A 26,872-nucleotide genomic window follows, 5' to 3' on the forward strand; every position below is an offset into this window, starting at 1 on the left:
TTCCCGCGTCAGGCGAAGCTTTGCAAATTGGCGTCCTGCAGCTTGGAGCCGGCGAGCAGGGCCTCGAGCACCTGCTTCTTGAGCGACAGGCACTGCGAGCGGGCAAGCTTTGCGATGGCCGAGACTTCGGCCAGCTCGCAGGCAAGCACCAACTCATTCTGCTGGCCGATGATCGCTTGCGTGAAGTCGCGCGATTTGAAGCCGAGATGGAGGACACGCTCCGACTGGTCGAGCGTTTGGTCGAGCAGGCGAACCAGCCGCAGATTGCCGGAGAGTTCGGCCAGGGCCAGGCGAAAGGCGCGGTCGGCCGCCAGAAAGGCGACATGGCTGCGCAGCGTCTCCGGCTTCAGCACCTTCTGCGCCGCCAGCCTGATGTCGTCGAGCCCGCGTTCGGTGAGGTTTGCCGCGGCCACCCGGAACACTTCCGGTTCGATCAGGCTGCGGACGTCGAAGATCTCGTTGACGTCGCGCAGGCTAAGCGGTGCGATGACATAGCCGCGGCGCGGCTCGCTCTTGATCAGCCCTTCCTGCGTCAGGCGGGCCAAAGCCGAGCGGATCGTCGCCTTTCTGATCTGGTAGCGGTCGCCGATCTGCTTTTCGGTCAGGCTTTCGCCGGGTTGCAGGACGCAGGCGACGATGTCGCTCTTCAGCTGCTCATAAGCTTCCTCGCTGCGCAATATGTCGGCGGTCGACGGCGCCTTGACGGCGGACGGTGACACTGATTTCGGAAGAGCCATATCTGCCTGCCCGTTTGGTCTGCCCGTTTGGTCTGCCCGCGTAGTCTGCTTGCCCGTTTCGACCATCCGGTTGACGGGTCTGTCGGCATTCGCTAGCCTGAGCATCTCAGTTGTATTGATTGAGCTTCCCAATGGAGATGACGACAAATGTCTCTTGCCGCCAACTCGCCTCTCTACGCCGTAACCGCCGATATCGTCAACGCAGCCAAAGGTGCTCATGCCTTCGAACGGGTCAAGGCGGTGCTGCGCGAACACACCGACCGCTTCCATGCATCAGGCGTGCTCGCGCATGAGGAAGACGACGATGAGGTGCTGCTGCATGCCAGCCCTGACTTGACCATCTACCACATCACGCTGTCGCCCGGCCTGCGGTACCCGCCGCACAACCATCTGATGGATGCGCTGATCGGCATCTACAAGGGTAGCGAGACCAACTTCATCTATCCCGTCGACGGCAGCGAGATCGATGCGCCGGAACGCCACGACATCGCGGCGCCCGCGGTGGTGCACATGACCCCTGATACTGTGCACGCGGTGGCCAACACCGGCAGCGCCCGCTCAGGCGCACTGCATGTCTATCTCGGCAATCTGACGGAGACCCACCGCCACATGTGGAGCCCGGACAGCACCCACGCCGAGCCGTTCGACAATGAGCGGTATCTGGCTGGGGCGAGGCCGATTGGGCCCTGACCGGGAAAGCGGAAGAAAAGTGAGCCTGCTGCGCGGCGGCGCGAGCGAGCGTTCTGCGTCGCCGCGCCCAGATAACAGTCCCCGCGTACCGGCCATTTCAAGACATCGCAGCGAGTTTATGGCGCAGTCAGGCTGACGACTGGGGTAATAAATGAAGAAGCCCGGAGGCGGCGTCCAGTTCTCCAGCACTCGAATGAGGCGGTGCTCGGCAACGTGTTCCGCGACCTGCTCTTCATATGTGAGGCCAAGACCGGCTAGCGGATCGCAGGAAATCACAGTTTCGGCGGAAATGGCGCGCCCGAAGAGATTCGAACTCCTGACCCCCAGATTCGTAGTCTGGTGCTCTATCCAGCTGAGCTACGGGCGCGCAACAGGCCATGCTTTACATAGCCCCGCTAACCGATCCTGACGACCGGCCGCGACAAGACGTGTTCCCTAGCGACTGAATTTCCGAAAAGCAAGCCAATCCGGCAAAAGTTTTGTCGCAGCTGCTTTCGACGGTGCCGATCAAGGGGTGCTGAGATTCAGCTCAGTCCGGCTTCGGCTGAATATTAAATACAGCTCAGGCAGGGCGGCGCAGGCCGTTGCGGGCCTGGTCGAGGCGGACCGGCTGGTCGGGGATGGTGACGGCGAAGGTGGTGCGGCCGCCGATCGATTCGACCAGCTCCACCGTGCCGCCATGGGCGCGGATCAGTTCGTGCGCGATGGCCAGGCCAAGGCCGGTGCCGCCGCTGCGGGCCGAGCCGCGAAACGCCGCGAACAGGTTTTCTCGCGCCTTCGCCGGCAGGCCGGGACCGGTGTCGGTGACAATGATGCGGCTTACGCTGCCTATGCGCTCGGCCGATACGGCGAGCCGGCGCACCAGCGCGCTCTCGGCGTCGGCCGCCATCGCCTGCACCGCATTGCGGCACAGATTGGTGAGCACGCGAAACAGCTGGTCGGAATCGGCATCGACCTCGAAAGCGAGCTCGACGGCATTGACGAACTCGATGCCGTCCTCGATGTCGAGCAGGCCGTGGACGTCGTCGACCAGCTGGCGCAGCCGCAAGCGGCGGCGTGAGGGCGCCGGCTCCTGCGTGCGACCATAGTGGAGCACGCCTTCGGAATAGGAAACGGCTCGGTCGAGCGCGCGCAACAGCTTTGGCGCGAAGGCCTGCACCGTCGGGTCCTTGACCAGGCGCAAGCGGTCCGACATCAGCTGCGCCGAGGCCAGGATGTTGCGCATGTCGTGGTTGATCTTGGAGACGGCGAGGCCAAGGTCGGCAAGGTGCTTCTGCTCCGACAGCATCTTTTGCAGCCGTTCCTGCATCTGCGACAGTTCGCGCTCGGCAACGCCGATCTCGTCGGCACGGGCGGCCGGGTGGATGATGCGCCCTGGATCGTCGGGCGCCTCGGAAAAGGACAGCATCGAGCGCGTCATGGTGCGGATCGGGCCGATCATGATCAGGTCGATCGCGGCATAGACCAGCATTGCGGTGAACAGCGAGATCAGCAGCGAGACGAAGGCGACGTTGCGCGAATAGCGCAGCATGGCGTTGCGCAGGGAATAGTCGGGCATGATCAGCTCGAATTCCTTGTCGCTGTCGCCGACCGGGCCGAACACCCTGAGCATGCGCTTGCCGCCGAAGAACAGCGTATCCAGCGCCCCGGTCATGCCCTTGATCATGCCGACATTGGCGATATCGATATGCTCGTCGACCTGCGGCGGCATCTCGGCCACCACCAGCAGGCGCGACACGCCGCCGTCGCGCACCGCTATCGCCTTGGCGCCGATTGCCATCAGCACGTCGTTCTGGGCGGCGCGGGAGAGCGAATTGGGCTCGCCCTGCACCAGCACGATCGACACCGCGGCAGCGGTGCTTAGCCGCTCCTTCAGCCAGGCCAGGCGGTAGCTGGCGATCCAGGGCAGGAAAATGAGGACTTCGGCCAGGAGCACGAAGACAATGGTGAGCAAGAGCAGCTTGGTCGACAGGCCGCGCGCCAAGGGCACTGAACGATTGGGCACCGAACGGCTCGCAACCGGGCGAACGGTCGCCGGGCTGGCATCGGCTGTCGCCGGGCCGCTCCCTTCATCCGCTGATGCAACTTCGCTCATTAAGGCCTGTCTTCACAAACGCTTGATCGGTTGAGATTAGGCGATTGCGGCTTTTTTGCCAATTTCATCCTTCGTTGGACGATGGTGCCAGCAATAAAAGACCGCCTCGAACTGGGTGTTCGCGCTGCGACGAACTCATAGTTCGCGCTGGATTGACTCCCAAAACCCTTCTTTCTATAAGCCGCTCACGCTCGGGCCATTCGTCCCGGCGCGGTTTCGATCGCGCCAATGCCGGCCCGGCAAAGCTCCTGTTACACAGTGACAGAATCAAGAAGGGCCGCACCCCGCGGTATTAAAACAAATGAAGCGTACCTACCAACCGTCCAAACTCGTCCGCAAACGCCGGCACGGTTTCCGTGCTCGCATGGCCACCAAGGGTGGTCGCGGCGTCGTCGCAGCTCGCCGCAACCGCGGCCGCAAGCGGCTCAGCGCCTGAACGGAAGACGAGATCGTTGCCCGCAACCGGCAAGCCAGTGGGACCAAACCCCAAGCGGCTTCTGAAACGTGCGGAATTCCTGGCCGTCCGCCGCGGTGAAAAGCGGCGCGGGCGGCTTTTTCTCGTCGAAGTTCTCGACCGCAATGACGGCCTGCCGCCGCGCGTCGGCTTCACCGTCACCAAGAAGGTCGGCAATGCGGTTGTCCGCAACCGCGTCAGGCGGCGGCTGAAAGAAGCCGTGCGCACCCATGCCGCAAGTGACATGGCGCCCGGCAATGACTATGTCATCGTCGGGCGTGAAGACGTGCTCACCATTCCGTTCGGCCAGTTGAAGGCCGAACTCTCCCGCCGTCTCAGCGGAACACGATAGGCCAAGGGCTTTCGATGGAAAACAACCGGAACTTCTACATCACCATCGTCTTGTCGGTGCTGATCCTCGGGCTGTGGCAATATTTCTATGTGCTGCCGCGCAGCGAACAGCAGCGCGAGGCGGCCCGCATCGAAGAGCAGCGGGCGGCGGAGCAGAAGAAGGCGGCCGAGGCCGCCAACCCCGGCGGCACGCCGGCGCCCGCAGCGCCCGGCGCCATTCCAAACGCGCCCGGCACCTATGTCACGACGCCGGAAGGCCGCGCGCAGGAAGTGGCCAAGACGGCCCGCGTCAACATCGACACGCCGAGCCTGTCGGGCTCGATCAACCTGGCCGGCGCGCGTCTCGACGACCTAAAGCTCAAGCACTATACCGAGACGGTCGACAAGACATCGCCGCAGATCCAGCTGCTCAATCCGCAGGCGCTGCCCACCGGCTATTATGCCGAGATCGGCTTTGTCGGCAGCGACACGACCGGCACGGTGCCGGGCCCGGAAACGGTCTGGAGCGTCGACGGCAATGCGACTCTGACGCCGGCGACGCCAGTGACGCTGACCTTCACCAACGACAAGGGCCTGACCTTCAAGCGCACGATCTCCGTCGACGGCGACTACATGTTTACCGTTTCCGATGCGGTGCAGAATTCAGGCTCGGCCCCGGTCACGCTGTCCAATTACGGCCGCGTCATCCGTTTCGACAAGCCAGCCATTGCCAGCTCCTATGTGCTGCATGAAGGCCTGATCGGCGTCACCGGCACGGAAGGCCTGCAGGAGCACAAATACGCCGACATCGAGAAGAATAAGCTGTATACGCCGAGCAAATCGACCGATGGCTGGCTTGGCATCACCGACAAATACTGGGCGGTCACCCTGGTGCCGACCGAGAAGCAGCCCTTCCAGCCGCACTATGCCTATTACGACAATGGCCGCCCGCGCTACCAGTCGGACTTCCTCACCGACCCGATCACCATTGCCGCCGGCCAGTCGGCGACGGTGGAGACCGAGATCTTCGCCGGCGCCAAGGAAGTCAACAAGATCAACGCCTACGCCCAGGACCGGCAGATCAGGCTGTTCGACCGGCTGATCGATTGGGGGTGGTTCATCTGGATCACCAAGCCGATGTTCTACCTGATCGACACGCTGTACAAATTCTTCGGCAATTTCGGCCTGGCCATCCTTGCCACCACGGTCGTCGTCAAAACCCTCTTCTTCCCGCTCGCCAACAAATCCTATGCGTCGATGGCGAACATGAAGAAGGTGCAGCCCAAGATGCTCGAGATCCGCGAGAAATACGCGGACGACAAGATGAAGCAGCAACAGGCGATGATGGAGCTGTACAAGACCGAGAAGATCAATCCGCTCGCCGGCTGCTGGCCGGTGGCGCTGCAGATCCCGGTGTTCTTCTCGCTCTACAAGGTGCTCTACATCACCATCGAGATGCGGCACGCGCCGTTCTTCGGCTGGATCCAGGATTTGGCCGCGCCCGATCCGACCTCGGTCTTCAACCTGTTCGGCCTGCTGCCCTTCGCGCCACCGGCATTCCTGCCGCATATGGGCGCCTGGGCGGTGGTCATGGGCATCACCATGTTCCTGCAGATGCGCATGAACCCGACGCCGCCGGATCCGACGCAGGCGCAGATCTTCACCTGGATGCCGGTGATCTTCACCTTCATGATGGGCAGCTTCCCGGCCGGCCTCGTCATCTACTGGGCCTGGAACAACACGCTGTCGATCCTGCAGCAGGGCGTGATCATGAAGCGCCAGGGCGCCAAGATCGAATTGTGGGACAATCTGACGGCATTGTTCCGAAAGAAACCCTCGCCGGCTGAATAGAAGGCGTGGCAATCAAAGCCCCGGCTCGTCCGGTGTTTTTGTGGACCAGGCGCGCATCACGTTCCCGTGAGGCGCGAAACTTGCGGCGTGCAACCGGCGTGGCTGCTGCTTGTACCGCCAAGGCCGATCAACACCGATCAGCCCTAATCCGAAGACCATTGTTTTTGATCCGTGACCCCGTCATGTCCACCGCGGGGATGCGGCGCGTGGAATGGGCATTCGCCTTTAAGTATTTGTTATCATTATCATTTTTTACTCTGCACCGAAACTTTCCCGCAATTGCCGCGTAACTCTTCCCGACAATCGAATCAACAATTGTCGCACCAGAAGGGTTCTCCAATGGCAAAGTCCATCCTCAAGGCATTATGCTTTTCCGCCGGCCTGGCTCTATCGGGCCTCGCAGCGACGACGGCCTATACGCTCGCCAATCCCGCCGTTGGCGGCGCTGCGATGCTGACCTCCAAGAACATCGTCGAGAACGCCCTCAACTCGCCGATCCACAAGACGCTGGTTGCCGCCGTCAAGGCCGCCGGCCTGGTCGACACGCTGGAAAGCGCGGGACCCTTCACGGTGTTTGCGCCGACCGATTCCGCCTTCAAGAAACTGCCGGCCGGCACCGTCGCCACGCTGGTGAAGCCCGAAAACAAGGACAAGCTGACCAAGATCCTGACCGCCCATGTCGTGGCCGGCAAGATCTCGGCCAAGGAGATGATGACCAAGGCCAAGGCGATGGGCGGCAAGTATGAGATGAAGACCGTTAGCGGCGACACGCTGATCGCCGAGGTCAAGGGCGGCTCGCTCTACATCGTCGACGAGTCCGGCGGCGCCGCCAAGGTGACGGTCGCCGACGTCAACCAGTCGAACGGCGTCATCCACGTCGTCAATAAGGTGCTGTTGCCGAAGTAACGGCTTTACGCAACGGCGAATGACGGCGGGCTGCGACGGGCTTTCTCGGTCTGCCTTCCCCACCTCACGAGGAGGTGCCATTCTTTTGAAGCCGTCTTCGACACCACCGGGGTCCTGCTTGTCCTTCGCAGGGCCCCGTTTTTTTGGGTTTCAGGGCGCCTTAGCCGACGGCGGCGGTCGACCTGATCGTGATCTGCCACGGCACGAACTGAACATCGAAGCCCAGCAGGGCTCGCTCATCGGGCGATTGGTGCTATAGGGCGGATCACGCCATCTAGAATGGCGGCTTTAATTTGCGCCACTCTCGACGGATCTCGCCATGGACGGACCCAACCCAGACATCAAACACCCCATCCCGATGCACACCCGCGTCGGCTTCCTCAAGCCCCTGGTCACCGCGCCGAATATCGAGATCGGCGAGTTCACCTACTATGACGATCCTGACGGACCGGACAAATTCGCCGAGCGATGCGTGCTGCATCATTATCCCTTCATCGGCGACAAGCTGATCATCGGCAAGTTCTGCGCCATCGCGGAGGGCGCGCGCTTCATCATGAACGGCGCCAACCATGCCATGTCCGGCTTTTCCACCTATCCGTTCAACATTTTCGGCCATGGCTGGGAGCAAGGCTTCGACCCGAAGACGTGGTCGCAGGAACTGCGCGGCGACACGGTGGTCGGTAATGATGTATGGATCGGCATGGATGCGGTGATCATGCCCGGCGTGTCGGTCGGCAATGGCGCCATCGTGGCGGCGAAATCGGTGGTGACGCATGACGTGCCGGCCTATGCGATCGTCGCCGGCAATGCGGCAAAGGTGGTGAAGATGCGTTTCGACGACAGGACGGTGCGGCGGTTGCTGGCTGTGGCGTGGTGGAATTGGCCCGTGGACAAGATCGGCCGCAACCTCAACGCCATCCGGGGCGCCGATATTTCCAGACTGGAGGCAGCGATTTGAACGCGCTGGGCAACACCGTCATCGGCACCGACCTGTTCACCAAGGGGTGGATCTTCATCCGCGGCGTGCCGGCGATGAAGTTCCTGCCGCCGGAGGGGCCGCCTGAGATCGCCTTTGCCGGCCGCTCCAATGTCGGCAAGTCGTCGCTGATCAATGCGCTCGTCGGCCATAACGGGCTGGCGCGCACCTCCAACACGCCGGGGCGCACGCAGGAGCTCAACTATTTCGTGCCGGGCGGGTTTTCCGGCGAAGGCGCCGACTTGCCGCCAATGGCGCTGGTCGACATGCCGGGCTACGGCTATGCCAGCGCGCCGAAGGAAAAAGTCGACGATTGGACCAAGCTGGTCTTCGATTATCTCAAGGGCCGCGTGACGCTGAAGCGAGTCTATGTGCTGATCGATTCCCGGCATGGCATCAAAGCCAAGGACGACGAGGTGCTGTCACTGCTCGACAAGGCGGCGGTGTCCTACCAGATCGTGCTGACCAAGACCGACAAGATCAAGGCCGCCGGCGTGCCGCGGCTGATCGAAGAGACATTACTGAAGATCAAGAAGCGACCGGCGGCGTTTCCGTTCGTGCTCGCCACGTCGTCGGAAAAGGGCGAGGGTCTGGACGAACTGCGCGCGGCGATCGTGCTGGCGGCCAATGGCGGTTAAAAGCAACTCCGGGAAAAGTGTGAAGCGGTTTTCCGTCCGGAGTTGCGAAAAAAGACCTTTGGCTAACTAGGCCTTTGCCTTTGGCTTCGCCTCCACGGCGATCATCTGGTGGCTTTCTTCCTCGGCAAGCTTTTCGGTGCCGTAGGACTTCAGGAACAGGCTGACGCCCGACCGCACGATGTGGTCGATTTCATCCTGGCTCGGCGCCTTGGTGCGGTAGGCGAAGATGCACTGGCGAAACAGGCCGGCGAGGCACAGTTCGGTGAATTGATAAGCGGCAAGATCGACATCATCGATCTTGAGCAGGCCGCGTTCGATGGCTGCATTGAGGAACTTGACCACCTTGTCGTGGCCGCGTTTGGGGCCACGTTCGTAAAACCGCGCGCCCATGTCCGGTATCCTGTCGGAGGCGCCGATCACGGTGCGTTGCGCCTGGATGACCTTGGCCGAGGTGATCTTCATCGACAGCACCTTGCCGAATTTCACCAGCGTCTGGCGCAGATCGTCGGCGCGGTCGAGCATGTCGTACATGTTCTTGAAGATGGTGCCGCGCTCTTCCTCGATCAGCGCCTCGAACAGCTCTTCCTTGTTGGCGAAGTAGACATAGATCGTGCCCTTGGAGACGCCGGCCTCGCGGGTAATGTCGTTCATCGACGCCGCTTCGAAGCCCTTGTCGATGAACACGCGCCGCGCGCCCTCAATGATCTGGCTGCGCTTGACCGGATCCTGGCCCGCCGCCGGGCGGCCGCGACGCGCACTATCCAGCACATCGCAGGGATCATTTTCGACGTCGGGTAACGTGTCGGCCATTAAAGTCACACCTCGCGAAATAATTCGAACCGAGCGGTTCGATTGCTCTTGATATGGGCCTGCTTTAGCGCTATGTCAACGTTCGCATCGAACCGAACGGTTCAGTGTAACACATTTTCCTTATGTAGCTACGGTAGCGAGATATCATGTCCTCGAACACGCCAACCACCGCCGAAGTCCGCCCCTTTCCCAACGCCAAGGTCTCGCCGGTTATCGAAGCGCCGGAAGCGCCCATCAAGCCTGCCGCCGAAGTTTTGGCCGAGGTGCCGGCCAAGAAGAAGCGGTCGGCTCGCTCGTTCATGCTGCCGATCATCGGCCTCGCTCTGCTCAGCGCCGGCGCCTGGTATGGCTATAATTACTGGACCGACGGCCGGTTCCTGATCTCGACCGACGATGCCTATGTCCAGGCCGACATGTCGTTCGTCTCGCCGAAGATTTCCGGCTATGTCGATCAAGTCAAGGTCTCGGAGAACCAGCAGGTCAAGGCCGGCGATCCGCTGCTGACGATCGACGACGGCGACTACAGAATAGCCGTTGCCCAGGCGGAGGCGCAGATCGCCACGCTGGCCAAGACGCTCGACCGTATCGACGCGCAGACCAAGGCGGCGCAAGCTTCGCTGCAACAGGCGCAGGCGCAGAAGGTCGCCGACCAGGCGGCAGCCGACAACGCCGCTCGCGCCCAGCAGCGCGCCGCGCAACTGGTCAAGACGCATGTCGGCACGCAGGCGCAACTGGACGATGCCCAGACCGCTCTCGACCAGGCCAATGCGGCCCTTGTCGGCGCCGACGCGCAGATTGCAGCCGCACAGGCCAATATCGGCGTGTTCGAAGCGCAGCGCGCCGAATCGGCCAGCACGCTGGCTTCGCTGCGGCTGAACCGCGACAAGGCCGCGCGCGATCTTTCCTTCACCGTGCTCAAGGCGCCTTATGACGGCGTGGTCGGCAACCGCTCGGTCGAGCAGGGCGACCTCGTCAGCCCCGGCCAGAAGCTCGCCGTCGTGGTGCCGCTGGACAAGCTCTACATCGTTGCCAACTTCAAGGAGACGCAGCTGGCCAAGCTGGTGCCCGGTGAGAAGGTGCGGGTCTCGGTCGACGCCACGGACGGCCATGATTTCGAAGGCACGGTGTCGTCTCTGGCGCCGGCTTCGGGTGCGGTGTTCTCGCTGCTGCCGCCGGAAAATGCCACCGGCAACTTCACCAAGGTGGTGCAGCGCATCCCGGTTCGCATCGACGTGCCGGCCGATGTGCTGAAGGCAGGCAGGCTGCGCGCCGGCCTGAGCGTCGTCGTCGCCGTCGACAGCCGCACGGCTCCGGCTACGGCGAACTGAGCGAAAGCCGGGAGCAACGCCATGGCAACCGCAACCATAACTGCAGGAGCGGCGCCGGCGCCTGCCATGCCGGCGGTACCGACGACCATCTCGACGCGCCGCCTCATCGCCTTCCTGGCGATGGTGTTCGGCATGTTCATGGCGATCCTCGACATCCAGATCGTCTCAGCCTCGCTGGCCGAGATCCAGGCCGGCCTCAGCGCCAGTTCCGACGAAATCCCATGGGTGCAGACCGCCTATCTGATCGCCGAAGTGGTGATGATCCCGCTGTCGGGCTTCCTCAGCCGGATGCTGTCGACGCGCGTGCTGTTTGCAGGCGCTGCGGCCGGCTTCACGGCGGCCAGCGCGCTGGCCGCGACCGCCACCAACATCGACCAGATGATCGTCTACCGAGCCATCCAGGGCTTTATCGGCGGCGGCATGATCCCGAGCGTTTTCGCCGCCGCCTTCACCATTTTCCCGCCGTCGCGCCGCGCCATGGTGTCGCCGATGATCGGCCTGGTGGCGACGCTGGCGCCGACCATCGGCCCGACCGTCGGCGGCTATATCAGCCATGCCATGTCGTGGCACTGGCTGTTCCTCATCAATGTCATTCCAGGCATTCTGGTGACGGTCACGACTTGGACCCTGATCGATTTCGACAAGCCCAATCTCGGCCTGTTCAGCAAGTTCGACTGGTGGGGCCTTGCCGGCATGGCGGCGTTTCTCGGCTGCATGGAATATGTGCTCGAGGAAGGTCCGAACCATGACTGGCTGCAGGAACAGGCCGTGTTCATCTGCGCCATCATCATGGTTGTCGGTGCGGCGCTGTTCTTCTGGCGTGCCTTCACCGCCGAGGAGCCGATCGTCGATCTCAGGGCCTTCACCAACGTCAATTTCGCCTTCGGTTCGTTGTTCTCTTTCGTCATCGGCATCGGCCTGTACGGTCTGACCTATCTCTACCCGGTGTTCCTCGGGCGCATCCGCGGCTACGATTCCTTGATGATCGGCGAAGCCCTGTTCGTCAGCGGCCTGGCGATGTTCGTCACTGCGCCGATTTCCGGCATCCTGTCGAGCAAGATGGATTTGCGCATCATGATGATGATCGGGCTGTTCGGTTTCGCTGCCGGCACATGGTGGATGACGCATCTGACCGCCGACTGGGATTTCTGGGAATTGCTGATCCCGCAGATCCTGCGCGGCAGCTCGATGATGCTGTGCATGGTGCCGATCAACAACATTGCGCTCGGCACCTTGCCGCCGGACCGGCTGAAGAACGCGTCGGGCCTGTTCAACCTGACCCGCAACCTCGGCGGTGCGGTCGGCCTTGCCGTCATCAACACCGTGCTGATCGATCGCAGCGCCTTCCACTACGCCAGGCTGGCCGAGCATGTGGAATGGGGCAGTGCGGCGGCGCAGACCAAGCTGCAGAACATGACGCTCGACTTCCAGCAGACGCCTGGTCTCGACGCCACCAAGGCCGCGATCTCCAAACTGTCGGGCATGGTCCAGCAGCAGGCGTCGCTGCTGTCGTTCATGGATGTGTTCACCATGCTGACCGTGCTGTTCGCGACCATGGCGGTCTTCACCCTGGTCATCGCCAAGCCGGCGCCGCCCGCGGGCAGCGGTGGCGGAGGCCATTGAGCGCGCCGGACCCCCCGCCTGGCGCCCTCATGTGTGACGCCGGAAATCACCCCCGATTTCCGGGGTCACGCTTAAGCATCGATCGTTATCAAGCTCCTTGGTCGAACACCCGGCGCGCTATGCTGCGGCAGGCGGCCCAAACCATTTGGTCAGCGAGTCGGTTAGCCCGGCTGCTTCAGGGCCGCCGACCCAGGCCACATAACCGTCAGGCCGGACCAGCACAGAGCGTGGGGCTTCGACTGCCCCCAGCACCGGAAGCTCCCACGCGCCATCGTAGCTGGCGTCGACCAGCTGAATCCGCTCCACCCACTGGCCGATACCAAAAGCGCCGGGCTCACCAAGATTAAGCAGCAGCGGCCGAGCGTCGTGCAGCAGGGCGAAAACCGGCAGCGGACCGGCAGCGGTGACGAGGTCGAGATCCGGCATGCGACGCCCCAGCAGCGGATGCCCCTCGCCAATATCGTAGTGGATGTCCAGGCCGGACAACATGCCGGCAAAACGCTTGCGCGGCTCTTCCATGCCGAGAAGTTCCGACACTGTATCGCGCAGCGCCTTGGTGCGCTCGTCTTCGCGACGGAGCACGACCGACGCCATGGTGTTTTTCATCACACGCGCGGCAATCGGGTGGCGCTCTGCCTGGTAGCTGTCGAGCAGGCTTTCGGGCGCAGTTTTCCTGACCACTTGGGCGAGCTTCCAGCCCAGATTGACCGCGTCCTGCACGCCGGTCTGCAGCCCCTGTCCACCGTCCGGTGGATGCACATGCGCGGCGTCGCCGGCGAGCAGCACCCGCCCCTTGCGGTATGAGGCTGCCTGCCGGGTCATGTCGGTGAAGCGGGCCAGCGATGTTGGATTGTGGACGCCGTAATCGGTGCCGTAGACGGCAATGAGCGCCTCGCTGAGCTCATGCAATGTGGGCACGCCGCCGGCCCCGACCTCGCGTTCGGTCACCAGCACCCGCACCGTACCGTCTTCCAGTCTGCTGAGGCCGTGAATTCCGATGGCATCGCGGTGGATACCCCATTGCGGCTCTTCCGTTACCTCGATCTCGGCGATCAAATTGCTGGTTGTCGGCTCGGAACCGGGGAACTCGATGCCCGCCGCCTTGCGCACGAGGCTTCTGCCGCCGTCGCAGCCGACGAGATAATCGGCACGAAGCGACCCGCCATCGCTCAGCGCGACATCGACGCCGCCGCCATCCTGCACCAAGCCTGTCACCTCGCGGCCACGGTAGAACGTGACGCCAAGCTCCTCGACCCAGCAGGCAAGGATGCGCTCTATGTGCTTTTGCCACAGCGCCAGCCCGTAATTGTGGCGGGTGGGGAAGTCGCTGATATCAAGCGAAACGCCGGCGAAGCCTGCGACCTGTGCGGTCTGGCCTTGCGACAGGAACCGATCGGCAATGCCGCGCTGGTCGAAGATCTCGATGGTGCGCGAATGCAGGCCGCCCGAGCGCGCGCCCGCGAGGTCCTGGTTCTCGCGCCGCTCGACGATGGCGACATCGATGCCGGCCAGGGAAAGCTCGCCGGCCAGCATCAACCCGGTCGGGCCGCCGCCGGCGATCACCACGGAATGGGATATTCGCGGCCGGTCCGCATCAACACCGTCGGTCGATTTGGAGGTCGATTTGGGCTCGCCGTCGCGAGCCCGTGCTTCAGTTAGTTGCATAGGTTCTGGCCCTCTCGTTAAGGGCTGCGGAATCTACGCATAAAAAGCCGTCTGCCAATTCTTGAAGTTGACTGTTTTCGCCCCATTTCAAGAGATAGGAGGCGGTCGTCACGCCGGCGCCAAATCCCCAATCCCGCCAAAAGACGCCGAACGGTCAGGCAGTGGCCGGCTTGAAGCTGAGCGCCACGCCGTTGATGCAATGGCGCAGGCCGGTGGGTGCGGGACCGTCATCGAAGACATGGCCGAGATGACCGCCGCAGCGGCGGCAATGAACCTCGGTGCGGGTCATGCCCAGCGAACGGTCCTCGGTCTTGCCGACGGCGTTGGCAATCTCCTGCCAGAAGCTCGGCCAGCCGGTGCCGGACTCGAACTTGGTGTCTGAGGGGTAGACCGGCAGGTCGCAACCGGCGCAGGCGAAAATGCCCTTGCGATGCTCGTTCAGCAGCGGGCTGGTGCCGGGATACTCGGTGCCTTCCTTGCGCAGCACGTTGAAGGCTTCGTCGGACAGGATGGCGTGCCATTCGGCGTCGGTCTTGGTGACCTCGAAGGTTTCGGCAGCCTTAGCGGGCCCGCCCATGCGCAACGTTGCCGCCGCGCCGGCCACGGCAACGATGGCGGCGCCGCTCAAAAGCAAATCTCGACGGTTCATGACAGAAATCCTCCTGCGGGTTGTTTTGCCAATTTTGGCCGCCACTGGAAAATCAAAAGCCGGTGACGGTTGTCCTGCAAACGAACGCTCCACACCGGCTCCGCGCTTGTTGCGGACGGGATGGAGCGCTCGGTCGTTGCTCGGCCCACGGGGGCGGGGCCGCGCAATCTGCAGGAGCTTACCGCCTGTTCGTCGGCGGCAGGGGCTTTGTTACATCTTCGGCAGCAGGACCTTGTCGATGACGTGGATGACGCCGTTCGACTGCTCGACATCGGCGATCGTGACATTGGCGACATTGCCGTTCTCGTCGGCTACGGTGACCTTGCCGCCATCGGCCTTGAGCGACAGCTCGCAGCCGCCGACCGTCTTGACCTTGTGGGTGCCGCCATCGGCCTTGGCCATCGAGGCGACATCGGCGCCCATCGCCTTGGCGCCGATGACATGGCAGGTCAGGATCTTGGTGAGCTTGTCCTTGTTCTCGGGCTTGAGCAGCGACTCGACCGTGCCAGCCGGAAGCGCGGCGAAGGCCTCATTGGTCGGCGCGAACACGGTGAACGGGCCGGCGCCCTGCAGTGTCTCGACCAGGCCGGCAGCCTTGACGGCGGCGACCAGTGTCGTGTGATCCTTCGAATTGACGGCGTTCTCAACGATGTTCTTGTTGGCGTACATGGCGGCGCCGCCAACCATCGGATTCTCGGCATAGGCGATTGTGGCGAGGGCGGAGACGGCAATGGTACCGGCGAGCAAAAGGGTGGCGATTCTACGCATAGTGTTCGAACTCCTCAGGGTTGTTGTTTCCTCTTTCGGGAACATGAGGAGATACGTAATAGAACTGCCTGAGTTTCCGCGCGCCGGGAAAAATTTATCCTTTATCTTGTCGGCGAATTATCTCCGGAGATCGAATCTCTAATCTCCAGCAGCGTATCCAAAACGAAAACAGCGGAAGATGTACTTCCGCTGCCTTCATTGTCACGTCATGATCTTACGATTTATCAGATGCCCTTCAGGTCGCCCGCGGCAACGACCGGTCCGGTCGGCTGTCCGGTCGTCGAACCGCCCGTCGGCTCGACGCTGACGGCAAGCACGGCGCCTTGCGCCAGCTTCTGCTGCACTGCCGGGGTAACCGGAATGTGCGTGACCTGGCCGGCGGGAATGACACCCATCGAGACCGGCGCATTCTTGCCTTCGATCATCCACAGTTCGAAGTCCTTGCCGGGGGCGCGTTCGCCCGAAACCAGCGACAGGCCGACATCGCGGCGGGATGCGTCGTAGACGACGAGGTATTTGACATCGCTGCCTTCGGCGGCCAGCGAGGCGACGAGGCGCTCCTGTGGCACGACGACCGGCGACCTGACGTAGGGCACGGCGACATAGAGTACCAGGGCCGCGAGAGCCGCTGCGGTGAGGCCGCGCCAGAAGGCAAGGCTGGACCAGAGACTGCCGCTCGGCGCCGTCATCGACGCCGCGGTGGAGGAGAACAGCCGGCGATCGATAGCCGGCTTGACCGTGGCCGGCGGCTCTACCTCAGCATAAGCGGCAGCGATCGGCGAGAGGTTCACTTCCCAGGAATCGACGAGACGGGCAAAGCCGGTCTCCGCGTCGATGCGTCCGGAGGCTATCTGGCGCTCATCCGCCGGCAGCACGCCGAGAACGTATTCGGCTGCGAGCAGGTCGTCGCCTCCACGTTCCGGTCCATTTTCTTCTGCCAGGGTCATCTTTCCAGACATTCTCTAAGTTTCAACAGGCTGCGGCGCAGCCATGTCCGCATCGTGTTGAGCGGAACCTTATGACGTTCCGCGAGCTCGGCGTAACTTTCGCCGTTCAAATACGCACCCCGAACGGCTTGCGCCCGGTCTTGTTCCAACTCTTCAAGGCACTGATAGATGCGCTCGGATTCACCGCCCGCAACAACCATAGCCTCTGGCCCGGGACCGGGGTCAGCCACGTCGAGCGCGGCATCGATATCGGCAGCAGGCTTGCGTCGCGAGCGGATGCGATCAATCGCATGATTGCGTGCTATGGCCACCAGCCAGGAGATTGGGCTGAGATCAGAAACAGCGAAACGATCCGCCTTCGTCCACACTTTGACGAAGACCTCTTGCAGCGCTTCTTCCGCATCTCCGCGATCCTTCAATACACGAAGGCACACGCCGAAAAGTTTCGCACTGGTTTGCCGGTAAAGCAGATCGAACGCAGTCCGATCCTTCATCGAGGTCCGGACAATCAGGGTGGAGATATCCTGCGGCGTCATACGGACAAGCTAAGCGATCACAATTTATTTGCAAAGGCAGAAATCTTGTTGTCCACGCAAACGATGTCCGCGCCCGATCGCCAGTAATCGCCGGTCGGTGCCAAGGAAATCGGCTGTCGTTAGCCTCCCGCAGAAAGGGGAACAGCAATGTCGGCCGAACAGATGCTGTGGGAGAACGATGCAACCGACTTGGCAGGCTGTGCACAGAGGCGAGATCTCGCCGCCAGACCTTGTCGATGCTGCGATCGCGCGCGCCGAGGCAACCCGATCATTGCGCATCCGCCGCTTGCCTGAGGCGCCATGGACCCGAAGGGGGCCGACGAGCTCATCGAAAACCTGCTCGACAAATTGCATTTGACCCGTCTCTTGGAGATCAGATCCCTGTTTGGGCAATTGATGGACAAGAGCCAGTGGTTCACCACTGGCCGGCGATCCAGAATGTCAGCGGCCAGCCGTCGATCGCGCTGCCGGCCCATGTCACCGATGCCGGCCTGCCGCTCGACATCCAGGGCGTCGGCCGCCCCGGCGACGAGCAGACGGTTTTGTCGCTCGCCGCGCAGATGGAGAAGATTTCCGGCTGGCTGACGCGGCGGGCGCCGCTCAAGGTGCCGGCCTGATCCGGCAGATTTCATCATCGTGATAGCAAAGCTGTTTGCGGCCTGGGCCAATTCCCGCTAAGACGCCGCCGTCCTTACCCGCATCCAGGGAACCATGCCGATGACGGAGATCACCGCCACCGCCGAAATGCAGGCCGCCCTGCTCTCGCGGGCCCTGCCCTATATGCAGCGCTACGAGCACAAGACGGTGGTGGTGAAATATGGCGGTCATGCCATGGGCGATATCGAGCTCGGCAAGGCTTTCGCCCGTGACATCGCGCTGCTGAAGCAGTCCGGCGTCAACCCGATCGTCGTCCATGGCGGCGGGCCGCAGATCGGCGCCATGCTGGCCAAGATGGGCATCGAATCCAAGTTCGAAGGCGGACTGCGCGTCACGGATCAGAAGACGGTCGAAATCGTCGAGATGGTGCTGGCCGGTTCGATCAACAAGGAGATCGTCGCGCTGATCAACGCCGAGGGCGAATGGGCGATCGGCCTGTGCGGCAAGGACGGCAACATGGTGTTCGCCGAAAAGGCTCGCAAGACCATGATCGACCCGGATTCCAACATCGAGCGTGTGCTCGATCTCGGTTTCGTCGGCGAACCGGTCGAAGTCGACCGCACCCTGCTCGACCTGCTGGCGCGCTCCGAAATGATCCCGGTGCTGGCGCCGGTGGCGCCCGGCCGCGATGGCCATACCTACAACATCAATGCCGACACCTTCGCCGGCGCCATCGCCGGCGCCTGCCAGGCGACGCGCCTTTTGTTCCTGACCGACGTGCCCGGCGTGCTCGACAAGAACAAGAAGCTGATCGACGAGCTGACGGTGGCCGAAGCCAAGGCGCTGATCAAGGACGGCACGGTGTCGGGCGGCATGATCCCCAAAGTCGAGACCTGCATCGAGGCGATCGAGCGCGGCGTCGAAGGCGTCGTCATCCTCAACGGCAAGACGCCGCATGCGGTGCTTCTGGAACTGTTCACCGAACACGGCGCCGGCACGCTAATCGTGCCCTGATCGGCAACTGGCTTGGCGGCCAGTTGGTCGGCTGGCCAGCCCTTAGGCAGGCTGGGGCAGGCGCGCGATGACCTTTATCTCGAAGTCGAAGCCGGCTAACCAGTTGACGCCGACCGCCGTCCAATTGGTGTAGGGCGGTTCACCGAACACCTTCAGCCGAACGGCATCGATCACGGGCCATTGCGTTGCCGGATCGGTGTGGAAGGTGGTCACGTCGACTATATCGTCGAACGTGGCGCCCGCTGCTTTCAGCACTGCCGCGAGATTGTCGAAGGCAAGCTGGACCTGCTTTTCGAAGACAGGTTCGGGCGACCCGTCCTCGCGGCTGCCGACCTGGCCCGAGACAAACAAAAGATCGCCCGATCGGATTGCAGCAGAATAGCGATTGATCTCGTAGAGAGCCTGCCTGCCGGCAGGAAAGATCGCGTCACGTTTGGTCATTTTCACTCCATTGTCCGGGGCACTCACATACGTCCCGTATGCATGAGGTGGGTACATACGCCGCGTATGTCAATACGCATACGGTACGTATCTATGAATGGCAGCGAGCCGGTCAGGTGCCGGCCGAGATCGCGACAGCCGCTTCGGCCGGCTTGAGCGGCGGGCGCATGACGACCATGGATTCCTCATCGGCATCCTGCGGCGCGCCCCAGAACTCAGCCAGCGTCGGACCATCCTTGAGGCGGCGGTCGCGGGCCAGGAAACCCCAGACCTCGCGGAACCACACGCGGCGGCCCATTTGCGTGTACCAGCGCATCGAATGGCGCTGTTCGGGATCGGGGTGGAAGAGAATGCGCGCCAGCGCCTTCGGCCGCGACTGCACCGCGACCTCGATCAGCTTGACCGAGAAGAACAGCATCCACGGTTTCCGCCGGGTCATCTGCAGCACCTGGTGCTTGTAGTCCCACAGCCGGGCATCCGTCTGGATCACCTTGCGGTCCTTGGCGATGCGGAAGAACGGCGTCCAGCGGTGCGGCGTGACATAGAGCGCCTGGATCTGGTCGGGGTCGTAGGCAAGCAGCTGGCGAAAGCCGCGCCACAGATCGCGAAAGGTCTCATCCTCGAACCCCGCCACCCAGGTCGCCATGGACAGTATGCCATGCTGGCGGAGCAGCCGGATCGCCTCGCGGTCGGATGAGGTGCTGCCGCCCTTGCGGATCAGTTGAAGCGTCTGCTGGTCGGTGTTTTCCATGCCGAGCAGCCAGCGGATGACGCCGGCCTTGCGATGGAGGTGCAGGATGTCGGCATCGCGCACGATGTCGTCGGCCCGGGTCGAGCCGACGATCAGCACCGGCACGTTCTCGGCGATCAGCGCATCGAGAAAGGCGCGCCAAACCTTCTTCGATACGGTCGGGTTTTCGTCGGCGAGGTTGATCAGTTCGACGCCGTGCTGGCGGTGCAGCCAGGCAATCTCCTGCGCAAATTTTTTGGGGTCGCGGTGCCGCCAGCGGGTCCAGAAACCGCGCTGGCCGCAATAGTTGCACAGATGCGGACAGCCCCGCGAAAACTGCATGACCACGGCGCGCTTGCCGCCCCAATAGCTGTAGCGGCGGTGATCGATCAGCTCCCAGCCGACGCGGTACTCGTCCAGATTGGCAGTGGTCCCGGCCGGCCGCGTCGCGAAGGGGCGGCCGAGATCGTCGCGATAGGCGATACCCGCGACATCGCCCAGCGGCCGGCGATTGTCCAGTGCCACGACCAGGGCAAGGATGGTTGCCTCGCCCTCGCCGCGCACGATGAAGTCGAAGACATCGCTCGCCGCCAATATGTCGCGCCAGTGATAGGTCGGGAACACGCCGCCATAGATCACCAGCGTCGCCGGCTCGAGCGCCTTGACCATGCGGGCGATCGCGAGCGCGGTGGGATGCGCCGAGGTCGAGCCGGAGTGGCCGATCAGGATGCAATCGGGCTGGCCGCTGAGCGCATCGCGCACCAGAGTTTCCAACGGCATCGGCCCGAATTCGGCATCGACCAGCCGGACTTTATGGCCGGCGTCGATAAGCGGGCCGCCCAGTGCCAGCAGGCCGAGCGGTGGCAGATGGTCATCGGGCACGCGGCTGCCGATGGCGGTGTGCGGCGGATTGATCAGCACGATGTTCATGACGGACCTTTGAGCGACGGTCCGCATGGCGTGGCCGGCGTTTCAGTTTCGCATTTGGGCTCCGTTCAGCAGTTTGCGTGCAGCTTTTCCGCAGAAATGGCGGTGCGTGTCCTACCGCCTGAGGTGGGCGAGCGGCACGTGGCCCGGGCCCTTGATGTTCTGCAGCACCAGCTGGGTGTGAACGTCGCGCACGCCGGCAAGGCGCATCAGGCGGTGCATGACGAAGGCGTTGAGTTCGTCGACCGACGGCACCATGACGTGCAGCAGGAAATCGTGGTCGCCGGTCATCGTCCAGCATGACGACACTTCGTCCATGCGTTGCACGGCGGCGATGAAGGTTTCGGGCGAACCGTCGCTGTGGCTGGTGAGCCGCACCTGGATGAACACCTCGACCATCAGGCCGACGGCGCGGCGGTTGAGCACGGCGGCAAAGCCCTTGATGATGCCGGCCTCCTGCAGCGCCTCGAAGCGGCGGGCGCAAGGCGTCGTCGACAGGCCGATCTCCTGCGCCAGTTCGGACACGGGCTTGCGTCCATCGCGCTGAAGCACATCCAGCATCTTGATCTCGAAATCGTCGAACTGAGGCATTTTCACTCTCTTTCAGCTTCTGCTTGGTGATTTTTACCTCAAATCATGGACCCAAGCCATCATCAAAGCTGAATTGCCTCGCCGGCCGCCGCTAGACTCTGCGGACAGATTCAAGTGTCACGATCAGGGGAGAAGAACCATGACGACGATGAGCGTTGCCGAATATGCCCGTGATTGCGCGGCGCAAGGCCTGCGTGGCGACTATTCAGTGTGCCGTTCCGATTTCACCGTGGCGCAGGGCTATGATTACAGCGCCGACGAACAGGCGGTGTGGCGCACGCTGTGCGACCGGCAGACCAAGCTGACGCAGAAGCTGGCGCACCATTCCTATCTCGATGGCGTCGCCGCACTCGGCCTGCTCGACAAGATCCCGGATTTCGGCGCGGTCTCAGACAGGCTGCGCAAGCTGACCGGCTGGGAAATCGTCGCCGTGCCTGGCCTCATCCCGGCCGCGCCCTTCTTCGACCATCTCGCCAACCGGCGCTTTCCGGTGACCAACTGGCTGCGCACCAAGGACGAGCTCGACTACATCGTCGAACCCGACATGTTCCACGACTTCTTCGGCCATGTGCCCATCCTGACACAGCCGGTGTTTGCCGACTTCATGCAGATGTATGGCGAAAAGGCCGAGAGCGTGATTGCGCTGGGCGGTGACGAGATGATCACCCGGCTCTACTGGTACACCGCCGAATACGGGCTGATACAGGAGGAGGGCCAGAAGCTGAAAGCTTTCGGCGCCGGGCTGATGTCGTCGTTCACCGAATTGCAGTTCGCCGTCGCGAGCCCGGACGCGCACCACGTGCCCTTCGACCTCGAAACGGTAATGCGCACCGGTTACGAGATCGACAAGTTCCAGCGCGCTTATTTCGTGCTGCCGTCCTTCGACGTGCTGCGCGATGCGTTCCGGACCGCCGATTTCAAGGCGATCGTTGCCCGCCGCAAGGGGCAGCCGGCCCTGGATCCAGCGACGGTTTAGCAAATCCTGAAGGGTTTGCGCGGCACCTATCCCCACCCTTAATCCTCCCCACAAGGGGGAGGGAGATCTCGTTGGCGCTGATTTCCGAGGGTTTCGACACCAAGGCATGGGTAGCGCCGGCAGCAATCCTGTCGCGCCGTTCGCTTTTTTGACATCAGACGGTAATGACTTCGTCACACCGTGGATGACTTCGTCACACCGTGATTACTTTGGTCAGATGGTCGCCTAGCCGGCAGGCAAGTGCGGTGATTGTCGTCGTCGGGTTGCATTCGCCCGACGTGCAGAACACCGACGAGCCGCCGACATAGAGATTGTCCATGCCGTGCACCTTGCAGTTGGCGTCGACCACGCTCTTGGTGATATCGGTGCCCATGCGCGTGCCGCCCATGTGGTGGTGGCCGGCCAGTTCCTCATCCGTCGGGTAGTCCTCGCCATTGGTCAGCCAGTCCATGATGCGGACGCGGCCGAGGTCCTTCTCGATCAGCGTCGTTCCGAACAGCTTGAGCCCCTCGAGGATGGTGCGGCGCTCCAACGGCGACTTCTTCCAGTGCAGCTCGATGCGCGGCACGCCGGCACGGTCGACATCGGTCTTCGACAATTCGATATGGTTCGAGGCCAGCGGCGCCTGTTCCCAGGCGACGTAGAGCTGGGCGGCGCAGCGCAGGTTCTGGCTGAGCTGGTAGGCGACCCATTCGGCGGCCTCGGGCGCGGTGCAGGCGAGGTCGGCAATCAGGCTCTTGACGCCGGCATAGGGCGTCTCGATCAGGCGTATGCCGAAATTCATGATCTGCAGCCGCTCCATGGCGGCGAGCGTCGGCGAGAAGAACGCCTCGTTGACGGCATCGACCTCGAACTCCCTGTAATCGGCCAGGATGGCATTGCCGCCCTCGAAGGTCGGGTGCTCCATCCAGTAGCGGCCAAGTGCCGTGGCGTTCGGCACCACGCCGCCATTCGAGCGCTGGTTCGACCATAGAAGCAGCCGCGAATTCTCCAGCCCGCCGGCGCAGACGATGAAACAATCGGCGCTGAAGGCGCCGGCATCCTTGCCGTTCGACCACAGCCTGGCGCCGGTCACTCGCTTGCCGTCCCCGGCAAGTTCGGTGGCATAGGTGTTGAGCACGAGCGCTATGTTCTTGCTCTTGTCGAGCTCGTCGGAGAATTTCTCGCCAAAGCGCACGGCCGGGCTCTTGATCAGCTGCACCCAGCGTATGTCGTCTGAAATCGGCACATCGGGCTTGAAGTCGGGAAGCTCGAGTATGTCGTGCACCTCGGACAGATAGGGCTCGATGTCGGTCCGGGCGATTGGCCAGCCGGTGTCCGGCGCCCATGCCTTGGGCTCAAAGTCCTGCTTGTCGAGCACGCGGCACCAGCCGGCCCAGTGGTTCGACGACCCGCCCATGAAGCGCAGCCGGGTGATGTCGAGATCGAAATATTGATCGCCGACCGTGGAGCCGCGGTAGAAATCCTGCGACTCGTCGCTGAATTCGCGTGCGCCGGCCTCCAGCACCACGACCGGAATGCCGGCGGCGCCGAGCTTTCTGGCAATGGTGGTGCCGGCCGGCCCGGAGCCGAGAATGCAGACCTTGGGCTTGAAATCCGAGGCTCGAAACGCCTCATAGCTGTCGAAGATCATGCCAGGTCGCTCCGCTTCAGGATCCAGCCATTGACCACGACGATCTCGTCGGGATCGGACGGGGGGCGGTCGCTGTCAGGCTGCTTGCGAAAAAGCTGTAGCGCCGGCATCGCAATCAGCGCCTGCACGATGGTGCGGCGCGATATTTTCCTGATGAAGAAACTCATGACACGTCTCTGGATGGGGGCTTCGATCCACGCATGGCGTTCCCTGAACGGCACACGTACCGGCCAGACATGCCATTCCCGTGCCAAGCCTTGCCTATAAACGAGTTACAACCCGGTAAACGGCGCAGTTGCGTGGAAACAATGTTGGCGATCCGTTAACAGCCCCACCACCAACACCTCAGGCAGCTTCGGAAATATCCCGGTCTAGGATCGACAAATTGCGGCCGCGGTGCTTGGCCTCGTAGAGCCGGCGGTCGGCGGCGCGCATCAGGTCCGAGACATCGGCATCTTGCGCACAGGTGATGCCGCCGATCGAGACGGTCAGCGGCACCGTGCGCTCGTCGACCGGACGAAAGCGGACCAGCTCGACTTCACGGCGGATGCGCTCGGCCACGCGCCGGGCTTCGGCTTCCGTAGCGCCGACCAGGAAGGCGCCGAACTCCTCACCGCCAATGCGGCCGAGCACGTCGCCGCTGCGGACGCCGCGCTCGATGGCGCTGGCGATCAACACCAGTGCGTCATCGCCGGTCAGATGGCCGAAACTGTCGTTGATCGCCTTGAAATGGTCGGCGTCGATGATCAGCAGCGCGCCGCGATCGGATTTGCGCCGCGAGCCGTCCAACGCGGCAAAGAAGCTCTCGCGGTTGAGCATGCCGGTCATGTCGTCGCGGCTCGCCTTCGCCGACAGGCGCCGATGCGCGGCGGCGAGCTGGGCATGCGCGCGGGCGAGATCGCGATGCGCGTTTTTCAGTCGGTCGCTCTGCCAGAAGGTGCTGGCGCAGGCGATCCAGGCGAGCGCCAGCGGGCACACCGTCGATGTCAGCCAGACAGTGCGGTCGACCGGAAAACCCATGGCGGGAACGATGATCAGCGTCAGCAAAAGCGAGATGGCTACCGAGCCGAATGCGACCGCGGCGGACTTTAAGACTATGCGACTCATCGCTGGCTCCCACTGAACCGTCTCTGTGCCAGCAAGCCCTGAAGGCCACCTTTCCGTGATGGCTAAAATTTGAATGGTGAGCCCATTTTTTACAACTCTAGATGCACATAGGTTGTGGATAAGCTCTACATCAGAAAGGGGTTCGAACGGCAGATATTTCATGCCATAAGGACGCCATGACCACGCTGCCCGATCCCGCCCGCTTCGCCCATGTCACCGACTGGGTGTTCGACCTCGACAACACGCTTTATCCGCACCATTCGAATCTGTTTTCGCAGATCGACGTCAAGATGACGGCCTATGTCGGAGAACTGCTCACGCTGCCGCGCGAGGAAGCGCGCAAGCTGCAGAAGGAACTCTATCTCGAATATGGCACGACGCTGAACGGGCTGATGACGCGCCACGGCATCGACCCCGACGATTTTCTCGAAAAGGTGCACGACATCGACTATTCGTGGCTGGTGCCGGATCCGGTGCTGGGCACCGCCATCCGCCAGCTGCCCGGCCGCAAGTTCATCTTCACCAATGGCGACCGCAGGCACGCCGAGCGCACCGCGCGCCAGCTCGGCATACTCGACCATTTCGACGACATTTTCGATATCGTCGCCGCCGGGCTGACGCCGAAGCCGTCGCGGCAGACCTATGAGAAGTTTGCCGAACTGCACGCCGTCACCGGACACAATGCGGTGATGTTCGAGGATCTCGCCCGCAACCTGGAGGTGCCGAAATCACTGGGCATGACCACGGTGCTGGTGGTGCCGCGCAATTTCGAGCCGACCTTTGCCGAGATCTGGGAACGCGATCCGGCCAATGAGGACGACGTCGATTTCGTCACCGACGATCTCGCGACGTTTCTGACGGGGATAGTGGAGGGGGTAGAGGAATTGAGGAGCTGAAGAATTGAAGAACTGGTGAAAGGGAGACCGATCCGGACCTCCTTTTCCTCAATTCTTCAGTTCTTCAATTCCCGGTTCCCCTACTCCCCCAACTTGTAGAAGCGGCTGATGATCCCCCAGGCCTCGTCGGCGGTGTCGACAAAGTCGATGATATCCTGGTCGCCGGGCGTGATGGTGCCTTGTTCGGCCAGGAAATCGAGGTCGATCGCGCGCTGCCAGAACGCCTTGCCGAACAGGATCACCGGCACGCGCTCCATGCGGCCGGTCTGGATCAGCGTCAGCGTCTCGAAGAATTCGTCCATGGTGCCGAAGCCGCCCGGAAACACCGCGACGGCCTTGGCGCGCATGACGAAATGCATCTTGCGGATGGCGAAATAGTGGAAGTTGAAGCACAGCTCCGGGGTCACATAGGCGTTCGGCGCCTGCTCGTGCGGCAGGACGATGTTGAGGCCGATCGACGGCGCGCCGACATCGTCGGCGCCGCGATTTCCCGCCTCCATGACGCCTGGACCGCCGCCGGTGACGACGACGAATTCGCGGTAGTAGGACGTGGCCGATTGCTGTGAGCAGAGGCGGGCGAATTTGCGCGCCTCCTCGTAATATTTGCTGTTTTCCTCGAGGTTTTTCTTCTGCGTCTCGTTCTTGGCGGCCCAGGCCTCGCCGCCGGGCTCGGGAATACGCGCGCCGCCGAACAGGATGACCGTCGAGCGGATGCCGCGCTCGGCCAGGATCATTTCGGGCTTCAAGAGCTCAAGCTGCAAGCGCACAGCGCGCAATTCCCGGCGCGTCATGAAGTCGGGATCGTTCCAGGCCAGCCGGTAGGTTTCGGCGCGCGTCTGCGGCGTGTCGGGAACGCTTTTCGAGCGCTCCAGATCCTCGTCCGAATGCGGCAGCGGCGTCCATCCCGCCTTTTCCATAGGAGTCATATGCTTTCTACCCGTCCCAACAGTTCACTTG

At 62.6% G+C, this 26,872-nt stretch carries 28 protein-coding genes, 1 tRNA gene and 1 pseudogene; 13 read left to right on the plus strand and 17 right to left on the minus strand.

The window, feature by feature from the left end; all coding sequences use genetic code 11:
- Positions 1–8 precede the first annotated feature (8 nt).
- Positions 9–737 (minus strand): GntR family transcriptional regulator, encoded by a 729-nt coding sequence (locus NKK50_RS18360; protein WP_352543738.1) that lies wholly within the window; start codon positions 735–737, stop codon positions 9–11.
- A 147-nt stretch (positions 738–884) separates the two neighbouring features.
- On the opposite strand from NKK50_RS18360, the gene NKK50_RS18365 reads away from it, so the two are divergent.
- The gene (locus NKK50_RS18365) at positions 885–1,427 is read left to right on the plus strand and encodes an autotransporter (protein ID WP_352543739.1); all 543 of its coding nucleotides are present in this window, start codon (positions 885–887) and stop codon (positions 1,425–1,427) included.
- Between the two features lie 132 nt (positions 1,428–1,559).
- Here the strand turns inward: NKK50_RS18365 and NKK50_RS18370 are convergent.
- The 3 genes and pseudogenes from NKK50_RS18370 to NKK50_RS18380 form a co-directional block, all read right to left on the minus strand.
- Positions 1,560–1,685, minus strand: a pseudogene (locus NKK50_RS18370) (LysR family transcriptional regulator); the annotation flags it as partial.
- Positions 1,686–1,717: 32 nt separating this feature from the next.
- Positions 1,718–1,794: transfer RNA gene (locus tag NKK50_RS18375), tRNA-Arg, on the minus strand.
- 195 nt (positions 1,795–1,989) lie between these two features.
- The gene (locus NKK50_RS18380) at positions 1,990–3,522 is read right to left on the minus strand and encodes an ATP-binding protein (RefSeq protein ID WP_023672265.1); all 1,533 of its coding nucleotides are present in this window, start codon (positions 3,520–3,522) and stop codon (positions 1,990–1,992) included.
- Positions 3,523–3,823: 301 nt separating this feature from the next.
- On the opposite strand from NKK50_RS18380, the gene rpmH reads away from it, so the two are divergent.
- The 6 genes from rpmH to yihA all read left to right on the plus strand — a co-directional run bounded on the left by rpmH (position 3,824) and on the right by yihA (position 8,677).
- On the plus strand, positions 3,824–3,958 hold the full coding sequence (rpmH, locus tag NKK50_RS18385) for a 50S ribosomal protein L34 (RefSeq protein WP_008833937.1): 135 nt from the start codon (positions 3,824–3,826) through the stop codon (positions 3,956–3,958).
- Between the two features lie 16 nt (positions 3,959–3,974).
- The gene (rnpA, locus tag NKK50_RS18390; protein ID WP_023672264.1) at positions 3,975–4,328 is read left to right on the plus strand and encodes a ribonuclease P protein component; all 354 of its coding nucleotides are present in this window, start codon (positions 3,975–3,977) and stop codon (positions 4,326–4,328) included.
- 14 nt (positions 4,329–4,342) lie between these two features.
- Complete coding sequence (yidC, locus tag NKK50_RS18395) at positions 4,343–6,157, plus strand: membrane protein insertase YidC (RefSeq protein WP_023739770.1); 1,815 nt, start codon at positions 4,343–4,345, stop codon at positions 6,155–6,157.
- 339 nt (positions 6,158–6,496) lie between these two features.
- Entirely contained in the window at positions 6,497–7,063 is a 567-nt protein-coding gene (locus tag NKK50_RS18400) for a fasciclin domain-containing protein (RefSeq protein WP_023696020.1), read from the plus strand.
- A gap of 319 nt (positions 7,064–7,382) precedes the next feature.
- Complete coding sequence (locus NKK50_RS18405) at positions 7,383–8,021, plus strand: CatB-related O-acetyltransferase (RefSeq protein WP_023701989.1); 639 nt, start codon at positions 7,383–7,385, stop codon at positions 8,019–8,021.
- Positions 8,018–8,677, plus strand: coding sequence for a ribosome biogenesis GTP-binding protein YihA/YsxC (gene yihA, locus NKK50_RS18410; RefSeq protein WP_023703785.1), 660 nt, complete (start codon positions 8,018–8,020; stop codon positions 8,675–8,677). Before NKK50_RS18405 ends, yihA begins: the two co-directional genes overlap by 4 nt.
- A gap of 66 nt (positions 8,678–8,743) precedes the next feature.
- Here yihA and NKK50_RS18415 read toward each other — a convergent pair whose 3' ends face one another.
- Entirely contained in the window at positions 8,744–9,487 is a 744-nt protein-coding gene (locus NKK50_RS18415) for a TetR/AcrR family transcriptional regulator (protein WP_023748263.1), read from the minus strand.
- A gap of 146 nt (positions 9,488–9,633) precedes the next feature.
- On the opposite strand from NKK50_RS18415, the gene NKK50_RS18420 reads away from it, so the two are divergent.
- The gene (locus NKK50_RS18420) at positions 9,634–10,815 is read left to right on the plus strand and encodes an HlyD family secretion protein (protein WP_023732747.1); all 1,182 of its coding nucleotides are present in this window, start codon (positions 9,634–9,636) and stop codon (positions 10,813–10,815) included.
- 21 nt (positions 10,816–10,836) lie between these two features.
- Positions 10,837–12,438, plus strand: a complete 1,602-nt coding sequence (locus tag NKK50_RS18425) for a DHA2 family efflux MFS transporter permease subunit (RefSeq protein ID WP_023755369.1) — start codon at positions 10,837–10,839, stop codon at positions 12,436–12,438.
- Positions 12,439–12,555: 117 nt separating this feature from the next.
- Here NKK50_RS18425 and NKK50_RS18430 read toward each other — a convergent pair whose 3' ends face one another.
- From NKK50_RS18430 to NKK50_RS18450, 5 genes are all read right to left on the minus strand, one after another.
- Complete coding sequence (locus tag NKK50_RS18430; RefSeq protein ID WP_352543740.1) at positions 12,556–14,103, minus strand: FAD-dependent monooxygenase; 1,548 nt, start codon at positions 14,101–14,103, stop codon at positions 12,556–12,558.
- Between the two features lie 154 nt (positions 14,104–14,257).
- Positions 14,258–14,752, minus strand: a complete 495-nt coding sequence (gene msrB, locus NKK50_RS18435; protein WP_023687458.1) for a peptide-methionine (R)-S-oxide reductase MsrB — start codon at positions 14,750–14,752, stop codon at positions 14,258–14,260.
- A gap of 210 nt (positions 14,753–14,962) precedes the next feature.
- Positions 14,963–15,520, minus strand: a complete 558-nt coding sequence (locus tag NKK50_RS18440; protein ID WP_023687459.1) for a fasciclin domain-containing protein — start codon at positions 15,518–15,520, stop codon at positions 14,963–14,965.
- 224 nt (positions 15,521–15,744) lie between these two features.
- The gene (locus NKK50_RS18445) at positions 15,745–16,467 is read right to left on the minus strand and encodes an anti-sigma factor (RefSeq protein WP_023687460.1); all 723 of its coding nucleotides are present in this window, start codon (positions 16,465–16,467) and stop codon (positions 15,745–15,747) included.
- Positions 16,464–17,003, minus strand: coding sequence for a sigma-70 family RNA polymerase sigma factor (locus NKK50_RS18450; RefSeq protein ID WP_023673234.1), 540 nt, complete (start codon positions 17,001–17,003; stop codon positions 16,464–16,466). The genes NKK50_RS18445 and NKK50_RS18450 overlap by 4 nt, the downstream gene beginning before the upstream one ends.
- A gap of 410 nt (positions 17,004–17,413) precedes the next feature.
- Here NKK50_RS18450 and NKK50_RS18455 point away from each other — a divergent pair, with 410 nt between their 5' ends.
- Positions 17,414–17,620, plus strand: coding sequence for an amidase family protein (locus NKK50_RS18455; protein WP_023687462.1), 207 nt, complete (start codon positions 17,414–17,416; stop codon positions 17,618–17,620).
- 100 nt (positions 17,621–17,720) lie between these two features.
- A complete protein-coding gene (argB, locus tag NKK50_RS18460) occupies positions 17,721–18,614 on the plus strand; it encodes an acetylglutamate kinase (protein WP_013528489.1) in 894 nt (297 codons plus the stop codon).
- Positions 18,615–18,656: 42 nt separating this feature from the next.
- Here argB and NKK50_RS18465 read toward each other — a convergent pair whose 3' ends face one another.
- The 3 genes from NKK50_RS18465 to NKK50_RS18475 form a co-directional block, all read right to left on the minus strand.
- Entirely contained in the window at positions 18,657–19,055 is a 399-nt protein-coding gene (locus NKK50_RS18465; RefSeq protein WP_023687463.1) for a RidA family protein, read from the minus strand.
- Between the two features lie 112 nt (positions 19,056–19,167).
- A complete protein-coding gene (gene bchE, locus NKK50_RS18470) occupies positions 19,168–20,715 on the minus strand; it encodes a magnesium-protoporphyrin IX monomethyl ester anaerobic oxidative cyclase (RefSeq protein WP_023687464.1) in 1,548 nt (515 codons plus the stop codon).
- 111 nt (positions 20,716–20,826) lie between these two features.
- On the minus strand, positions 20,827–21,303 hold the full coding sequence (locus tag NKK50_RS18475) for an Lrp/AsnC family transcriptional regulator (RefSeq protein ID WP_023687465.1): 477 nt from the start codon (positions 21,301–21,303) through the stop codon (positions 20,827–20,829).
- A gap of 139 nt (positions 21,304–21,442) precedes the next feature.
- Here NKK50_RS18475 and phhA point away from each other — a divergent pair, with 139 nt between their 5' ends.
- On the plus strand, positions 21,443–22,279 hold the full coding sequence (phhA, locus tag NKK50_RS18480) for a phenylalanine 4-monooxygenase (protein WP_023744896.1): 837 nt from the start codon (positions 21,443–21,445) through the stop codon (positions 22,277–22,279).
- 193 nt (positions 22,280–22,472) lie between these two features.
- On the opposite strand, the gene NKK50_RS18485 is transcribed toward phhA, so the two are convergent.
- From NKK50_RS18485 to NKK50_RS18495, 3 genes are all read right to left on the minus strand, one after another.
- The gene (locus NKK50_RS18485; RefSeq protein WP_023687467.1) at positions 22,473–23,912 is read right to left on the minus strand and encodes a GMC oxidoreductase; all 1,440 of its coding nucleotides are present in this window, start codon (positions 23,910–23,912) and stop codon (positions 22,473–22,475) included.
- Positions 23,909–24,079, minus strand: coding sequence for a hypothetical protein (locus tag NKK50_RS18490; RefSeq protein ID WP_023687468.1), 171 nt, complete (start codon positions 24,077–24,079; stop codon positions 23,909–23,911). The genes NKK50_RS18485 and NKK50_RS18490 overlap by 4 nt, the downstream gene beginning before the upstream one ends.
- Before the next feature lie 178 nt (positions 24,080–24,257).
- Positions 24,258–25,019: a GGDEF domain-containing protein gene (locus tag NKK50_RS18495; protein WP_023681345.1), complete on the minus strand. Its 762-nt coding sequence runs from the start codon at positions 25,017–25,019 to the stop codon at positions 24,258–24,260.
- 176 nt (positions 25,020–25,195) lie between these two features.
- Here NKK50_RS18495 and NKK50_RS18500 point away from each other — a divergent pair, with 176 nt between their 5' ends.
- Complete coding sequence (locus tag NKK50_RS18500) at positions 25,196–25,915, plus strand: pyrimidine 5'-nucleotidase (protein WP_023687469.1); 720 nt, start codon at positions 25,196–25,198, stop codon at positions 25,913–25,915.
- An 80-nt stretch (positions 25,916–25,995) separates the two neighbouring features.
- Here the strand turns inward: NKK50_RS18500 and NKK50_RS18505 are convergent, their stop codons facing one another.
- Positions 25,996–26,841: an LOG family protein gene (locus NKK50_RS18505; RefSeq protein WP_023681343.1), complete on the minus strand. Its 846-nt coding sequence runs from the start codon at positions 26,839–26,841 to the stop codon at positions 25,996–25,998.
- Between the last annotated feature and the right edge of the window lie 31 nt (positions 26,842–26,872).

This window comes from Mesorhizobium sp. M0001 (assembly GCF_040324255.1).
GTDB lineage: Bacteria > Pseudomonadota > Alphaproteobacteria > Rhizobiales > Rhizobiaceae > Mesorhizobium.

Excerpts from the sequence above, each read along its gene's own strand:
- NKK50_RS18360 (WP_352543738.1), bottom strand. The coding sequence starts at position 737 with ATGGCTCTTCCGAAATCAGTGTCACCGTCCGCCGTCAAGGCGCCGTCG.
- NKK50_RS18365 (WP_352543739.1), top strand. The coding sequence starts at position 885 with ATGTCTCTTGCCGCCAACTCGCCTCTCTACGCCGTAACCGCCGATATC.
- NKK50_RS18380 (WP_023672265.1), bottom strand. The coding sequence starts at position 3,522 with ATGAGCGAAGTTGCATCAGCGGATGAAGGGAGCGGCCCGGCGACAGCC.
- rpmH (WP_008833937.1), top strand. The coding sequence starts at position 3,824 with ATGAAGCGTACCTACCAACCGTCCAAACTCGTCCGCAAACGCCGGCAC.
- yidC (WP_023739770.1), top strand. The coding sequence starts at position 4,343 with ATGGAAAACAACCGGAACTTCTACATCACCATCGTCTTGTCGGTGCTG.
- NKK50_RS18400 (WP_023696020.1), top strand. The coding sequence starts at position 6,497 with ATGGCAAAGTCCATCCTCAAGGCATTATGCTTTTCCGCCGGCCTGGCT.
- NKK50_RS18405 (WP_023701989.1), top strand. The coding sequence starts at position 7,383 with ATGGACGGACCCAACCCAGACATCAAACACCCCATCCCGATGCACACC.
- NKK50_RS18415 (WP_023748263.1), bottom strand. The coding sequence starts at position 9,487 with ATGGCCGACACGTTACCCGACGTCGAAAATGATCCCTGCGATGTGCTG.
- NKK50_RS18420 (WP_023732747.1), top strand. The coding sequence starts at position 9,634 with ATGTCCTCGAACACGCCAACCACCGCCGAAGTCCGCCCCTTTCCCAAC.
- NKK50_RS18425 (WP_023755369.1), top strand. The coding sequence starts at position 10,837 with ATGGCAACCGCAACCATAACTGCAGGAGCGGCGCCGGCGCCTGCCATG.
- NKK50_RS18430 (WP_352543740.1), bottom strand. The coding sequence starts at position 14,103 with ATGCAACTAACTGAAGCACGGGCTCGCGACGGCGAGCCCAAATCGACC.
- msrB (WP_023687458.1), bottom strand. The coding sequence starts at position 14,752 with ATGAACCGTCGAGATTTGCTTTTGAGCGGCGCCGCCATCGTTGCCGTG.
- NKK50_RS18440 (WP_023687459.1), bottom strand. The coding sequence starts at position 15,520 with ATGCGTAGAATCGCCACCCTTTTGCTCGCCGGTACCATTGCCGTCTCC.
- NKK50_RS18445 (WP_023687460.1), bottom strand. The coding sequence starts at position 16,467 with ATGACCCTGGCAGAAGAAAATGGACCGGAACGTGGAGGCGACGACCTG.
- NKK50_RS18450 (WP_023673234.1), bottom strand. The coding sequence starts at position 17,003 with ATGACGCCGCAGGATATCTCCACCCTGATTGTCCGGACCTCGATGAAG.
- argB (WP_013528489.1), top strand. The coding sequence starts at position 17,721 with ATGACGGAGATCACCGCCACCGCCGAAATGCAGGCCGCCCTGCTCTCG.
- NKK50_RS18465 (WP_023687463.1), bottom strand. The coding sequence starts at position 19,055 with ATGACCAAACGTGACGCGATCTTTCCTGCCGGCAGGCAGGCTCTCTAC.
- bchE (WP_023687464.1), bottom strand. The coding sequence starts at position 20,715 with ATGAACATCGTGCTGATCAATCCGCCGCACACCGCCATCGGCAGCCGC.
- NKK50_RS18475 (WP_023687465.1), bottom strand. The coding sequence starts at position 21,303 with ATGCCTCAGTTCGACGATTTCGAGATCAAGATGCTGGATGTGCTTCAG.
- phhA (WP_023744896.1), top strand. The coding sequence starts at position 21,443 with ATGACGACGATGAGCGTTGCCGAATATGCCCGTGATTGCGCGGCGCAA.
- NKK50_RS18485 (WP_023687467.1), bottom strand. The coding sequence starts at position 23,912 with ATGATCTTCGACAGCTATGAGGCGTTTCGAGCCTCGGATTTCAAGCCC.
- NKK50_RS18490 (WP_023687468.1), bottom strand. The coding sequence starts at position 24,079 with ATGAGTTTCTTCATCAGGAAAATATCGCGCCGCACCATCGTGCAGGCG.
- NKK50_RS18495 (WP_023681345.1), bottom strand. The coding sequence starts at position 25,019 with ATGAGTCGCATAGTCTTAAAGTCCGCCGCGGTCGCATTCGGCTCGGTA.
- NKK50_RS18500 (WP_023687469.1), top strand. The coding sequence starts at position 25,196 with ATGACCACGCTGCCCGATCCCGCCCGCTTCGCCCATGTCACCGACTGG.
- NKK50_RS18505 (WP_023681343.1), bottom strand. The coding sequence starts at position 26,841 with ATGACTCCTATGGAAAAGGCGGGATGGACGCCGCTGCCGCATTCGGAC.